The sequence below is a fragment of the Halomonas sp. BC2 genome, from assembly GCF_002078115.1.
Taxonomy (GTDB): domain Bacteria; phylum Pseudomonadota; class Gammaproteobacteria; order Pseudomonadales; family Halomonadaceae; genus Vreelandella; species Vreelandella stevensii.
This window is the reverse complement of the sequence record NZ_LFGT01000009.1, coordinates 204,456-218,016: the sequence shown is the minus strand read 5'-3', so window position 1 is coordinate 218,016 and position 13,561 is coordinate 204,456. Positions and strand designations below refer to the sequence as shown.

12 protein-coding genes, 1 other RNA gene and 1 pseudogene are annotated in these 13,561 nt (G+C 61.3%); 4 read left to right on the top strand and 10 right to left on the bottom strand.

Features of this window, described 5'->3' with window-relative positions:
• Positions 1–9: 9 nt before the first annotated feature.
• The 9 genes and pseudogenes from murD to rsmI all read right to left on the bottom strand — a co-directional run bounded on the left by murD (position 10) and on the right by rsmI (position 9,728).
• Complete coding sequence (gene murD / locus B7L71_RS07445) at positions 10–1,389, bottom strand: UDP-N-acetylmuramoyl-L-alanine--D-glutamate ligase (RefSeq protein WP_081137052.1); 1,380 nt, start codon at positions 1,387–1,389, stop codon at positions 10–12.
• 74 nt (positions 1,390–1,463) lie between these two features.
• Positions 1,464–2,546 (bottom strand): phospho-N-acetylmuramoyl-pentapeptide-transferase, encoded by a 1,083-nt coding sequence (gene mraY / locus B7L71_RS07440; RefSeq protein ID WP_016913516.1) that lies wholly within the window; start codon positions 2,544–2,546, stop codon positions 1,464–1,466.
• Between the two features lie 9 nt (positions 2,547–2,555).
• Positions 2,556–3,914 carry a UDP-N-acetylmuramoyl-tripeptide--D-alanyl-D-alanine ligase gene (locus tag B7L71_RS07435; protein WP_081137050.1) on the bottom strand — a complete coding sequence of 453 codons (1,359 nt, stop codon included), beginning with the start codon at positions 3,912–3,914 and terminating at the stop codon, positions 2,556–2,558.
• Positions 3,911–5,401, bottom strand: coding sequence for a UDP-N-acetylmuramoyl-L-alanyl-D-glutamate--2,6-diaminopimelate ligase (locus B7L71_RS07430; RefSeq protein WP_081137048.1), 1,491 nt, complete (start codon positions 5,399–5,401; stop codon positions 3,911–3,913). The genes B7L71_RS07435 and B7L71_RS07430 overlap by 4 nt, the downstream gene beginning before the upstream one ends.
• Before the next feature lie 16 nt (positions 5,402–5,417).
• Positions 5,418–7,124 (bottom strand): peptidoglycan D,D-transpeptidase FtsI family protein, encoded by a 1,707-nt coding sequence (locus tag B7L71_RS07425; protein WP_081137046.1) that lies wholly within the window; start codon positions 7,122–7,124, stop codon positions 5,418–5,420.
• Positions 7,121–7,456: a cell division protein FtsL gene (gene ftsL, locus B7L71_RS07420; protein ID WP_016913512.1), complete on the bottom strand. Its 336-nt coding sequence runs from the start codon at positions 7,454–7,456 to the stop codon at positions 7,121–7,123. Before ftsL ends, B7L71_RS07425 begins: the two co-directional genes overlap by 4 nt.
• A gap of 2 nt (positions 7,457–7,458) precedes the next feature.
• On the bottom strand, positions 7,459–8,415 hold the full coding sequence (gene rsmH, locus B7L71_RS07415) for a 16S rRNA (cytosine(1402)-N(4))-methyltransferase RsmH (protein WP_170919456.1): 957 nt from the start codon (positions 8,413–8,415) through the stop codon (positions 7,459–7,461).
• Positions 8,416–8,467: 52 nt separating this feature from the next.
• Positions 8,468–8,839: RNase P RNA component class A (gene rnpB / locus B7L71_RS07410), an RNA gene on the bottom strand.
• 32 nt (positions 8,840–8,871) lie between these two features.
• Positions 8,872–9,728 (bottom strand): annotated as a pseudogene (gene rsmI / locus B7L71_RS07405) (16S rRNA (cytidine(1402)-2'-O)-methyltransferase).
• 112 nt (positions 9,729–9,840) lie between these two features.
• Here rsmI and B7L71_RS07400 point away from each other — a divergent pair.
• Genes B7L71_RS07400 through B7L71_RS07385 form a run of 4 tightly spaced genes read left to right on the top strand, consistent with a single transcriptional unit; the run spans position 9,841 to position 12,946 of the window.
• The gene (locus B7L71_RS07400; RefSeq protein ID WP_016913509.1) at positions 9,841–11,349 is read left to right on the top strand and encodes a penicillin-binding protein activator; all 1,509 of its coding nucleotides are present in this window, start codon (positions 9,841–9,843) and stop codon (positions 11,347–11,349) included.
• Positions 11,339–11,710: a YraN family protein gene (locus tag B7L71_RS07395; protein WP_016913508.1), complete on the top strand. Its 372-nt coding sequence runs from the start codon at positions 11,339–11,341 to the stop codon at positions 11,708–11,710. Before B7L71_RS07400 ends, B7L71_RS07395 begins: the two co-directional genes overlap by 11 nt.
• A gap of 23 nt (positions 11,711–11,733) precedes the next feature.
• Positions 11,734–12,327 (top strand): phosphoheptose isomerase, encoded by a 594-nt coding sequence (locus B7L71_RS07390; protein ID WP_016913507.1) that lies wholly within the window; start codon positions 11,734–11,736, stop codon positions 12,325–12,327.
• Between the two features lie 46 nt (positions 12,328–12,373).
• Positions 12,374–12,946: a BON domain-containing protein gene (locus B7L71_RS07385; RefSeq protein ID WP_016913506.1), complete on the top strand. Its 573-nt coding sequence runs from the start codon at positions 12,374–12,376 to the stop codon at positions 12,944–12,946.
• A 90-nt stretch (positions 12,947–13,036) separates the two neighbouring features.
• Here the strand turns inward: B7L71_RS07385 and B7L71_RS07380 are convergent, their stop codons facing one another.
• Positions 13,037–13,507 (bottom strand): ClpXP protease specificity-enhancing factor, encoded by a 471-nt coding sequence (locus B7L71_RS07380; RefSeq protein WP_039177413.1) that lies wholly within the window; start codon positions 13,505–13,507, stop codon positions 13,037–13,039.
• Positions 13,508–13,561 lie beyond the last annotated feature (54 nt).

Genomic DNA, 13,561 nt, shown 5'->3' with positions numbered 1-13,561 from the left:
ATTCGTCGCTCATGGGGCACTCTCACGCTGTTTCTGCTCGATCCAGTCGCGAAACAGGTCGCCCCGCGCCTGGTAGTTGGCGAATTGGTCCAGGCTGGCACACGCTGGCGAGAGCAACACACAATCCCCTGGCTCGGCCAGGTGCCATGCTGCTTCCATCGCCTGTGTCAGCGTTTCGACACGCTGAGTGTGAAGGCAAGGGCCAAGCACGTTGTCGAGACGCTCGGCGTCTGCGCCGTAGAGCAGCGCGGCTTTTCCATGGTCCGCCAACGGCCCGGCCAGCGGCGTAAAGTCGGCTCCCTTACCCACGCCTCCCGCCAACAGAATGATCTTGCCAGTGAGCGCGACGCCAATACCATTGATGGCGGCCAGGGTCGCACCCACGTTGGTCCCTTTGGAGTCGTTGACCCAGCGAACCCCGTTCACCTCAGCAACGGTTTCGCTACGGTGCGGCAGCCCCTTGAACGTGGTCAACACCTCACACATGGCCTGACGATCAAACCCCAGCGCCCGGCCCATGGCCAACGCTGCCAGCGCGTTCAACTGATTGTGCTGACCAGTAATGGCCAGCTCATCCACCGCCAGCCACGGCGTCTCGCCGTGCATCAAATAGCGGCGTCCATCGATATCGGCCAGCCCCCAGTCACTACCGGCCGGAACACCCACACCAAAACGCTCGACACGGTCGAGGGCATCCAGAGGCCAGGTCATGGGGTCATCGGCGTTGACCACCGCGTGCTCGGCGCCCATGAAAATGCGCTGCTTGGCCTGACGGTAACCCGCCAAATCGCCATGACGGTCCAGATGATCATCGCATAAATTGAGAAACGCAGCCGACGCCGCTCCGAGGCGAGGCGTCGTTTCCAGTTGAAAGCTGGAGAGTTCGAGGATGAAGAGCTCGGCACCGGGATGGTCGGCCAACAGATCCAGAGCCGCCGTGCCCAGATTGCCCCCCACGGCGGCATTCACCCCCGAGGCCTTGGCCATTGCACCTAATAGCGTGGTCACCGTGGACTTGGCATTGGAGCCCGTAATCGCCGCCACCGGGGCACGCACCAGACGCCTGAACAGTGCCGTTTCACCCACCAGCATCGGCTCGCCGGTGGCAGGGTTGACTCGCTCCAACAGCCCGTCGAGGCCTGCCAAATGCGGGTCGACCCCCGGACTGACCACCACCTCGTACGCATCGCTGAAATCCAGCTCATTCAGCGGCCCACAGTGGCAATCAATCGCCGGATAACGCTGCTGGAACGCGGCGAGTCCAGGCGGCATCTCGCGGGTATCGGCCACCATGAAAGGCACTCCATGGCGGTCCAAATGGCGACAGATCGCCTGACCGGAAATGCCCAGTCCAACAACAACGGTAACACCCTGAGGTACCTTCACCATGAACGACTCCTTGGCCCGGGCTAGAGCGGCCTTGGCCACCGTGACACGACTACCCTGACACGACTACCCAATGACTAACGCACTTTCAGTGTGGCCAGTCCCAGCAGAACGAGGACAACGGTGATGATCCAGAAACGCACGATCACGCGCGGCTCAGGCCATCCCTTGAGTTCGTAATGGTGATGCAGCGGAGCCATGCGGAAGATACGGCGCCCCGTCAGCTTGTAGGAGCCGACCTGCAGAATGACCGATACGGTTTCCAGCACGAAAATACCGCCCATGATGAACAGCACGATCTCCTGGCGCACGATGACCGCCACCACGCCCAGGGCGGCCCCTAACGCCAGCGCACCCACATCGCCCATGAACACCTGGGCGGGATAGGTGTTGAACCACAGAAAGCCCAGGCCAGCACCGGCAATCGTGGCACAGAAAATGGCCAGCTCGCCGGTTCCCTGAATGAAGGGAATATGCAGGTAGTTGGCAAATACGGCATTGCCGCTGGCATAGGCAAACACCGCCAGCCCCATGGCTACCAGCACGGTGGGCATGATGGCCAGACCATCCAGGCCATCGGTCAGGTTGACGGCATTGGAGCTACCGACAATCACAAAATAGCTCAACACGATGTAGAACAAGCCCAACGGCAGCGCAACGTCCTTGAACAGCGGAATGAGCAGGCTGGTTTCGGCGGGCGTGGTGGCCGTGGCGTACAGAATGATGGCGGCTCCTAGGCCGACCACCGACTGCCAGAAATATTTCCAACGTGCTGGCAGCCCGCGGGGATTCTTTTCGACCACTTTGCGATAATCGTCGACCCACCCGATGGCGCCAAAGCCCAGCGTCACCAGCAGCACGATCCAGACGTAATAGTTGGTCAGGTCACCCCACAGCAAGGTGCTGATCGCAATCGCCAGCAGGATCATGGCGCCGCCCATGGTCGGCGTACCTGCCTTGGAAAGATGCGACTGTGGGCCGTCGTCGCGAACGGCCTGGCCAATCTGCCCTTCAACCAGTCGGCGTATCACCCAGGGCCCCAGCCAAAGGCACAGCATCAGCGCGGTGAGCGCGGCGAGAATGACGCGTAGCGTCAAATAATTGAACACCTGAAACGCAGATTGAAATTGAGCTAGAAAATTCGCCAAATGAAGTAACATGAACGGCGCTTACCTTGTGTCATCCGCACGCAGCGCAGCAATGACTCTTTCCATGCCGGCACTGCGCGATCCTTTCGCCAGCAGCGTGGCGTCGGGTGGCAGAGAATTAATAACATGACGCACTAGCGTCTCGTGGTCGTCGAAGTGCAGCCCGCGACCAAAGGCATCCGAGGCAGCCCTGGCTGCCTCGCCAACCGTCAACAGCATGTCCAGCCCCAGCGACGCAGCATAAGCGCCCACGTCAGCATGTAGCCGGTCGGACTCATCCCCCAGCTCCCCCATCGCGCCCAGGGCGCACCAGCGAGGGGCAGGAAAGCTCGCCAGGGCATCCAGAGCTGCCTTGACCGCGCCAGGGTTGGCGTTGTAAGTGTCGTCCAACAGCGTCGTGCCACGAATACCGGGCACCACGTTCATGCGGCCCTGCAATGCCGACAACCGATTCAGCCCAGCCACGACCTGCGGAGCGGGGACATTCAACGCCAGTGCGGCAGCGGCGGCAGCCAGGGCGTTACTGACATTATGCTTGCCGATCAGAGGTAGCGCTACGCGCCCCAACGGCTCACCGTCGACAACGAGCGTGAAAGCATAACGCCCCTGTGAGTCGCAGGAAAGAGCCGAAGCGTTTACGTCCGCATTGCCCTGCACCCCGTAGCTGACCACTCGGCGGGGGGCCGCACAGGCCGCCCAGAAAGGAAAGTAGCGATCATCGGCATTGATGATGGCCACGCCATCCTGATCGAGCCCGGACAAAATTTCGCTCTTGGCCTGGGCAATCTGCCCCATGCCACCAAACTCACCTACATGAGCGCCCGTCACGTTGGTGATGATGACCACCCTGGGGGCCGCCAACCCGGCCGTCCAGGCGATTTCACCCAAATGATTGGCCCCCAGTTCGATGACACCCGCCTGGTGCTGCGGCCCAAGACGCAACAGCGTCAGCGGCGCCCCAATATCGTTATTGAGGTTGCCGATGGTCGCCAACACCTCACCGAGTGGCGCCAACAGGGCAGACACCATCTCCTTGACCGTGGTTTTTCCGCTATTCCCCGTGACCGCCACCAGCGGCAGCGTAAAGCGTCGCCGCCATGCGCCCGCCAACAGCCCTAATCCCAGCCGAGTATCCGGGCAGCACAATTGCGGCAGCGGGCTATCCACGGGATGCTCCACCAGTGCCGCTACGGCGCCCTGCTCTCGGGCTTGCTCGACGAAATCGTGGCCATCGAAGCGTGGGCCTTTCAAGGCAATGAACAGGCAACCCGGCACGATCTGGCGAGTGTCCGTCACTACCTGGCTGATCGACACGTCAGTCGCATCGTCTGCCAACGGAATACCCATCGCCGCAGCCACTCCGCCAAGGGTCCACATCAGCAGCCACCTCGCGCCCGAATGGCCTGCTGCACCTGCTCATCATCCTGGTAGGCGTGTCGAACGCCCTCGATTTCCTGATATGCTTCATGGCCCTTGCCAGCCACCAGCACCACATCCTGAGGACCTGCCTGAGCCACGGCATGCAGGATGGCCTGACGCCGATCACCAATCTCTTTCACCCGCTGCGGCTCGTGAAAACCCGCCAAAATTTGCTGACGAATCTGGGCGGCAGATTCACGGCGGGGGTTGTCATCGGTCACCACCACACAGTCAGCCAGACGTTCGGCCACTTTGGCCATTTCCGAACGCTTGCCGGTATCGCGCTCACCACCACAGCCAAACAGGCACCACAGTTTTCCCTGCCCCCCCAAATGGTCGCGCAGGGCTTCCAGCGCATTTTGTAGCGCGTCAGGAGTGTGGGCATAGTCCACCACCACACAAGGCGCTTCGCCACCGCCAAAGCGCGTCATACGACCCGGCACCGGGCTTAACTTCGCCGCCGCCTCAAACAGCGCATCCAGCGACTCACCCAGCCCGTACAACACGCTAATGGCCAGCAGCACGTTATCCAGGTTAAAACGCCCCATCAACGGCAACTCAAGTGCTTTTTCGCCTTCGGGCGTGGCAACCAGAGCCTGTTGACCGGTTTCCAACGGATGCCAATCGAGAATACGCAGCGTCACCGCCTCATCGCTACCCGTGGCCAGCACGCGCACGTGGGGCTCACACCCCGCCAGCATCAGCCGAGCCAGAGGATCGTCACCGTTGACCACTGCCAGGGTCAGCTCGGAACGACGAAACAGCTTGGCCTTGGCGGCAGCATAGGCCGCCATGCTGCCGTGATAGTCCAGATGATCTCGGGTCAGATTGGTGAACACGCCGACCGTCACGTTCACTGACTCCAGACGGTGCTGGTCCAGCGCGTGGGAGGAAGCCTCCAGCGCCACGCGCTGGACACCTTGGCGCCCTAACTGCCCCAGAGTAGCCTGCAACGCCAGCGGCCCGGGCGTGGTCAGCCCGGTATCCATTAGCTGCCCCGGGCGTCCAACGCCCAGGGTACCTATCACTCCAGCCGGGATGCCCAGTAGTTCGCTCAATACCGCCACATAGTGCGTGACCGAACTCTTGCCGTTGGTTCCCGTGACCGCAATCACTTCCAGGTCGTCAGGCACTTGATAAAGTGAGCGGCCCAGCTCACCCAGCCGCCGTGCCAGATGAGGTAGTGAAAGCACCTTGCCCTGCAGCGTCAGCTCGGCCTGCCGCGTATGCGCCAGCACCAGCGAGGCACCGCCCTCCAGCGCCTGGTCGATATACTCACGGCCATCCCCTTGGCTACCGGGCACCGCCACGAAGACACTCCCTTCTGCCACCTTGCGCGAATCGGTCACCAGATCGAGCGACACGGGCAGCGGTGGCAGCTCGGGCAAGTCGGCACCCGGCCACACCGCCTTCAGGGCGGCCCGAAACTGGTCGAGGCTCACAGTCATGCCTACTCCTTGAAAGCTATTCAACGTCATGATCGGGCGGCACATCCAGCAAACGTAGCGCGTTGCCGGTGACGCTGGAAAATACGGGGGCCGCCACTGCCCCGCCATAAAACTGCCCCGCCTGGGGGTTATCGATCATCACCACCGTGACGATGCGCGGATCAGAGATAGGGGCAATGCCAGCAAAGACGCTGCGGTAGGCATCCGTGGCGTAACCCTGCTGACCGCTCTTGCGCACCGTACCGGTCTTGCCACCTACCCGGTAGCCCTCGACCCGCGCACGACGCCCACCAGAGTAGGCTCCCACGGACGTTTCCAGCACGTCCAGAAGATCATCTGCAACGCTGGGCGAAATAGCCGGAATACCAGGGGGAGGTTCGGACAACCTCAATAGCGAGGGCGGCAGGCGCTCGCCGCCGTTGGCCAATGCCGTGTAAGCACTGGCAATCTGCAGCGCAGAAGTCGATAAGCCATAGCCATAGGAGAGCGCCGCACGCTCACTGCGCGACCACCGCACCGGCGCCGGGAGACTACCCGTGGACTCGCCAGGAAAACCGGTGCCCGGTCCCTGCCCAAAGCCCAACTGATTGTACTTTTCCCAGATCGCCGTATCGCTGAGCTGAAGCGCCAGCCGCGACATGCCGATATTGGAGGACTTTTCCAGAATACCCGCCAGATCCAACTGCCCGTAATTACGGATATCACGGATGGTGAACTGGTCGATGCGCATCCAGCCCGGTGAGGTATCGACCACCACATCGCGGTCGAACACGCCGCTTTCGAGAATGGCTGCCATGGCCAGTGGCTTCATGACCGAGCCAGGCTCGAACACATCCACCAGGGCCTGATTACGCAGCCCCCGAGGGTCGAGTCCGGCGCGGTTATTGGGATTGTAGGAGGGCAGATTGGCCATGGCCAGCACCTCGCCCGTGCGTGCATCCATCATGACCAGCACGCCGCCGTCTGCCTCATGTTCGGTCACGGCAGCGCGCAGCTCACGATAGGCCATGTACTGAATGCGCTGGTCGATGGAAAGCGTCAGCTCGCCCCCTGGCTGGGCATCACGGATCACCCCCAGCTCACGCACCAAACGACCCCGCCGATCCTTGATGACGCGCCGCTGGCCGGGGTGACCTGCCAGGTAAGGCTGGTAGGCAAGCTCCAGCCCCTCCTGGCCCACGTCATCGACGTTGGTGACGCCCAGCAGTTGGGCCACCACTTCCCCTGCCGGGTAATAGCGCTTGTACTCCCGCTGCGGATACACCCCGGGGGTGCGCAGATCCAGCACTCGCTGGGCAGCTTCCGGGGTCATATGGCGACGCAGGTACATGAACTCTCGACTGGCAAAGCGTGCGACCCGGGCATCGAAGTCATCCAGCGACATCCCCAGCGCCTGGGCCAGCATGACCCGCTGAATGGCATCGCCAGGCAGCTCTTGCGGATTGGCCCACAGGGTCACCACAGGCGTCGAGATGGCCAATGGCTCCCCATTGCGGTCGGTGATCATGCCGCGGTGTGCCGGAATGGCTTCATGACGCAGGGTGCGCGCGTCACCTTGGCTTTGCAAAAAGGGCCGGTCGATGACCTGGAGCAGCGTGATACGACCAATCAGAATGGCAGAGGCCAGCCCTACCACCAGCAATATGAAAAAGAAACGACCGCCAGCCAAGGGCGGTGCAATGGGATATTGACGGGACTTCCCTCCCCGACCTTCGCGTCTCATGGACGAATAACCTCAACATCGTTGACGTCTGGAATACGCATTTCTAGCCGTTCCGTGGCAATTTGCTCGATGCGTGCCGGTGTCGACCAGGCACCCTCTTCCAATAACAGCTGCCCCCACTCGGTTTGCAGCTGATTCTTCTCCTGCTCCAGACGCTGCAACTCGGCAAACTGTACCCGAGTCATGTGGGTGGTCATCACCACCGACAAGGCGGTCAACAGGCATAATACAAACAGCGCGATCAACACCAGCGGCCAGAGACGCAGGCGCACTTGAAATGGCCACTCGGCCTGCAACGTGGATAGCCATCGTTCGAAGCGCTCGAGACTCATGATCACGCTCGCTTACGGGCGGCACGCATGACGGCACTGCGGGCCCGGGGATTGGCATCCACCTCTTCATCGCTGGGACGGCTCCCCTTGCCCAAGGCCTCGAGACGGCGATTCAACTGATCATCACGGATGGGAACGCCGCGCGGCAAGTGGGTATCTCCCCGGACATGGTGGCGGATGAAGCGTTTGACACGGCGGTCTTCCAGCGAATGAAAGCTGATGACCACCAGATGCCCCCCCGGCGCCAAGGCCTCCAGGGCTGCGTCCAACGCGCTATCCAGCTGCTCCAGTTCGCCGTTGAGGTAAATGCGCAGCCCCTGAAACGCTTTGGTTGCCGGATGTCGGCCCTTCTCCCAGGCGGGGTGGGCTGCCTTGAGGACCTCGGCCAGATCCACGGTATGGGTAAAGGGTTGCTCAACGCGCCGCTTGACCACCGCATTGGCCAGCCGCTTGGCGTAGCGCTCTTCGCCGTAGGTCTTGAAGACGCTGGCTATCTCGGATTCGCTGGCACGGGCCAGAAAGCTTGCTGCACTCTCGCCTTGCGTGGGGTCCATGCGCATGTCCAACGGGCCATTGCGCATGAAGCTGAAACCACGCTCGGGATCGTCCAACTGCGGCGACGACACGCCGATATCCAGCAGGATGCCCGACAACCGACCATGGACGCCCTGCTCTTGGGCGAATTCCGCCAACCGCGCAAATTCACGCCGAGTGATCTCAAAACGCGAGTCGGTGATTTCCGCAGCGGCGGCAATGGCCTGTGGGTCGCGGTCCATGGCCAACAAGCGGCCCTGTTCACTCAACCGCGACAGGATGAGACGCGAGTGCCCCCCGCGGCCGAACGTGCCGTCCAGATAGACACCGTCGGGATCATGGATCAACGCATCGACGGCCCCGTCCAATAACACACTGGTGTGACGAAAACGGGAAGCGACCTGATCGGCGTCGGCAGAAGGCATGTTACTCTCACACAAGATTTGGGAAGGCGTGCCCAGCACGCCTTTCATGGAAATGGGGAGTCGGCCGATAAGCCGGGTTCTGTCGTGGACAGTCATTCCTCTAGGCGCTGCGTCACCACAGCGCTCAAGCAACCTACCCGGACCCAGCGCGGGCCACGCCATTGGGTCCCTATTTGGTCTTGCTCCGAGTGGGGTTTACCATGCCACGCACTGTTGCCAGGCGCGCGGTGCGCTCTTACCGCACCCTTTCACCCTTACCGGCTCCTGAGGTTGATGTCAGAAGCTTAGGCGGTCTACTCTCTGCTGCACTTTCCGTCGGCTCTCGCCGCCCAGGCGTTACCTGGCACTCTGCCCTATGGAGCCCGGACTTTCCTCCCCCAACGGCTCTTGCGAGCATATTAGCGGCGACTGTCTGGCCAACTCCGGCGGCAAGCATACCAGCGCCCCGCCCTGGCCTCAATGCTCGCCTTTGATTGCCTGCAATCTGGCATACCAGTGCTGCTTGCGCCCCCCATCAATCGCGCCGCCACCGCCGCTCCCTGCTTGACCCCTATACCCTCGGCCAATAGCGCCGCCAGCAGAGCATCCGCCTCTACAGCCTGCTCGTCACCCTGCTCGACGGGCGCCGCTCCGGCAATGACGATCACGAACTCACCACGCGTCTGATTGGCATCCTGCTCCATCTGTTCCAGCAGCTGCGCAGGCGTTCCCTGCAAAAACGTCTCGAAAGTCTTGGTCAGCTCCCTGGCCAGCACCACGCTGCGCTCGGGCATCTGCTCTGCCAGCGCCTCCAACGTCGCCAGGATACGATGAGGCGACTCGTAAAACACCAGCGTCTCCTCCCGGGCCACCCACCGCTCCAGCGCCTGGCGCCTGCCACTGGACTTGGCAGGCAAAAAACCGCCAAAGGTGAAGCGATCCGTGGGCAGGCCAGCCGCCGACAGCGCCGCGATCAAGGCACAAGGACCGGGCAAGGGCACCACATGACGCCCACGCGCACGCAGCTCGCGCACCAGCACGAATCCCGGATCACAGATCAGCGGCGTGCCGGCATCACTGATCAGAGCGATGTCTTCCCCTGCCACAAGATAACGATCCAGGCTATCCACGCGCTGCACTTCGTTATGCTCATGCAGTGATATCATGGGGGTATTGACCCCCAGATGGGCCAACAAACGTCCGCTATGGCGCGTATCCTCGGCGGCGATGCGCGCCACACTGGCAAGTATCCGAGCGGCGCGAGGCGACAGATCGTCCAAATTCCCAATTGGCGTAGCAACCACGTACAATGTGCCCGGAGGTTGGTGTGTCATCGTGACTCCCGATTTATTAATAGCTTGCCCTGACGGTGCGCTATGCTTACTCAACGTGAGATCAACCTGCTCATAGGCCGCGACAGCGCAAATGGAAACTAAGGAAGGATACATGAAACAGTCACTTCGTGGCCTGTTGGCCACTGCCTTCATGGCACTTCTCATCACCGGGTGTGCCATGCAGCCGCCCAGCGTCGTTGACCGAGCCCCCGATCAGGACGCAGGACGACTGCTCAGCCAGGCAGAGCAGCAGGCTCCCGAACAGGCTGCCCAAACGCGCCTGGAAGCGGCCAACATCCTGGCCCGCCAGGGCCAGCGAGAAAGTGCCTTCGAAGCCGCCAGCAGCATCGACGAAGCCCAGCTGGGCGATACTGACCGTTTACGCTGGGCCATGCTGTTTTCGGAACTGGCCCGCGGCATGAACGACCCGCAAGCGGTCCTGCGCGCCACGCAAGTGCTGGATGATGAGCTGCCCATGCAAGCCAACCAGCAGCAAACGCTGGCAGAGCGCCGTCAATGGGCCCAGGAAGCGCTGGATCAGCGTCCTGACGAGGTACAGGTCGCACTGCCGGAGCTGGAAGGCACCGATGTGCGACGCATTGCCGTGGCCCTGCCGGAATCCGGCCCTCTGAGCAGCGTGGCCAGCACGCTGACCACGGCCATGCGTCGCCACAATGAAATTAGTAATGATGGCGTACAGCTGACCTTCATCGACGCCTCTCAGTACTCTCTGGATGAAATCTACAGCCGTGCCGAGCAGATGAACGCACAGCTGCTGATCGGCCCACTCGACAAGGAGCAGGTGACCCAGTTGGAGGAGCGCGACAGCGTTCCACTTCCTACGCTGGCGCTCAACTACGGGCACAACTCTAGTAACCAGGCCCAGCGCCTGCTGCAGTATGGGCTGTCAGCGGAAGACGAAGCGCGCCAGGCAGCTCGCCGTGCTTATCAGGACGGGCACCGCCAGGTAGCCGTCATGGTGCCGGATAATGACTGGGGCCGCCGAGTAGGCGAAGCCTTCTGGAACGAGTACCAGCGTCTGGGCGGAGAAGTCACCAATGCCGTGCGCTACAACCCGAGCAGCCCGGTGTCCAATGCGGTACAAACAGCGCTGAATGTCAGCGGCGAACGGGCTCGTCTGGGTAACATCGACGCCCTGTTCCTGCTCGCCCTACCTGACTATGCACGCCAGGTACCGCCCACCATGGATTACTATTACGCCCCTGACCTGCCGATCTACGCCACCTCGCACCTGCATGAAGGCCGCCGACAGACTCGTCTGGACCAGGACCTCAACGACGTCATGTTCATGGACATCCCCTGGCAGATTCCTGATGCGGCTGTCGGCGGAGAAGAAGTCCTGCCTTTCTACGCTACCTACCAGCAGCTGCGCGACGAGTCCGACGCCTCCATGTTCCGCCTCATGGCCATGGGCGTCGATGCCTACGAGCTGGCCAAACGCATGTCGGACCTCTCGGACATCAATGGCCTTAACGGCAGCACCGGTCGCATGTCATTGGCCAGCGACGGCCGCATTCACCGTGAACTCCCTTGGGCAAAATTCCAGAACGGCACTCCCGCCCCCATCCTGATCCCAGGCCTCTTGGGCAATGAGCCGTAGCCCGCAAAGCGCACGCTACCGAGGAGCAGCCATTGAGCGAATCGCCGCTCAATGGCTGCAGGAGCAAGGCCTTCGACTGGTGAGCAGCAACCACCATGTGAAGGGCGGCGAACTGGACCTGGTGATGTATGATCGGGATACTTTGGTGTTTATCGAGGTCAAACATCGCGCCACCACGGAGCACGGGCACCCGCTGGAGACCGTGACGGCACAGAAACGTCGCCGACTGGTACGCGCCGCCATGCTCTATCTTGCAAGGCACGACCTCGACTGCCCCTGCCGCTTTGATATTCTAGCGATCACAGGCATGCCGCCCGCGCTGACGTTCGAATGGGAACAAGCGGCATTTGACGCTTATTAATACTCTATAACCGGGAAGCCCTGATGGACTTTCAATCTCGCATTCTCAACCACTTCAATGCCAGCATTGACACCAAAACCTATGCCAGCGAGGTGCTACCACCGTTTATCGAAGTGGCCAGCCAAATGATGGTTCAGTGCCTGGTCAATGAAGGCAAGATCCTGGCCTGCGGCAATGGCGGCAGCGCAGGCGACAGCCAGCACTTCTCTTCAGAACTGCTCAACCGCTTCGAACGCGAGCGCCCCAGCCTGCCTGCGCTGGCGTTGACTACCGATACGTCGACGCTTACCTCCATCGCCAACGACTACAGCTACAACGAAGTATTTTCCAAACAGATTCGTGCGCTGGGGCAACCGGGCGATGTCCTGCTGGCCATCTCGACCAGCGGCAACTCAGCCAATATCGTGCAAGCCATCCAGGCCGCCCATGATCGCGACATGACGGTGGTGGCTCTGACAGGCCGTGACGGTGGCAACATGGCGTCGCTGCTCGGCCAGGACGACTGTGAAATTCGCGTCCCCGCCACCTCGACGGCTCGCATCCAGGAAGTCCACTTGCTGGTGATTCACTGCCTGTGTGATTTAATTGACGAACAGCTGTTTGGCGGCGCTGCCTGACAGCGCATTCAGGTCAACGGAATATATCGATAAAGGAGTCATCTCAATGGCCCTACGTTTTGCTTCTCGCTCCCTTCTGGTCGCTACGCTGTGCGGCGCGGTGCTGCTCAGCGGCTGTGCCAACAACAGCGGCTCCAACCCCTCCAACTACGGCCAGCGCAGCAGCGATGTCCAAGCCGTGGATGCCACCATCGAACGCGAAGCGGAGCGCTCCCTGTCACGCGCCGATGCTCGGCTGGGTGATGCGCGGATTCGCGCCCATAGCTACAACGGCACCCTGCTTCTGGTTGGGCAGGTACCCAGCGACGAGCTGAAAAGCATGGCAGGCAACGTGGCCTCCAACCTGCGCGGCGTCAATCAGCTGCACAACGAACTGACCATTGCCGCCAACCTGCCCGCCAGCCAGCGTCTGGCCGACACCTGGTTGACCACCAATGTCATCAGCCACCTTGCCACCAATGATCAGATCGACTCTTCCAAGCTGAAAGTCACCACCGAGAATGCCACCGTGTACCTGATGGGCATGGTCACTCGTGAGGAAGCCGACCGAATCGTCAATGCTGCGTCCGGCGTGGCCGGCATTCAGCGCATCGTCAAGGTCTTCGATTACCTGAACTGAGCTTCGTCCTGGCAACAAAAAGCCTCGCCAGCGTGACTGGCGAGGCTTTTTTAATATAACCATTTAGCCATAATCAGGCTAAAAGCCCGGCTACTTGACCACTCTGAGAGCCGGTTTCTTCTTGGGCTTTTCAGACGCAGTCGATGCATCCGACGCCTCTTTGGAAGGTGCTTCCGTCAAGGTCAGCTCGGGTCGTGCAGCTTCATCAGCTGAGGACTCCTCACCCCCCTCTAGCTCGTCGGCATCCAGTTCCGGCTCATGGCCAAAGACCATGCCTGCCCCGTTTTCACGAGCGTAGATAGCGATCAACGCAGGGATGGGGATCATCACCTGCATGGGCTGACCCCCAAAGCGAGCGCTGAAACCAATTGCCTGGTTCTCCATGAACAGATCGCGTACCGCCGTTGGCGCGGCATTGAGTACGATCTGACCGTTCTGAACGAACTGGCGCGGCACTTCTACGCCCGGCTGCGTAGCATCCACCACCAGGTAAGGCGTTAGGTCGTTATCCAGAAGCCATTCGTACAAGGCTCGGGCGAGATAGGGACGGCTCGACTTCATAAGTCTCCCTCCTCCTGACAAGTGAGGCCCCTGCCCATCAGGCTAGGGGCCATA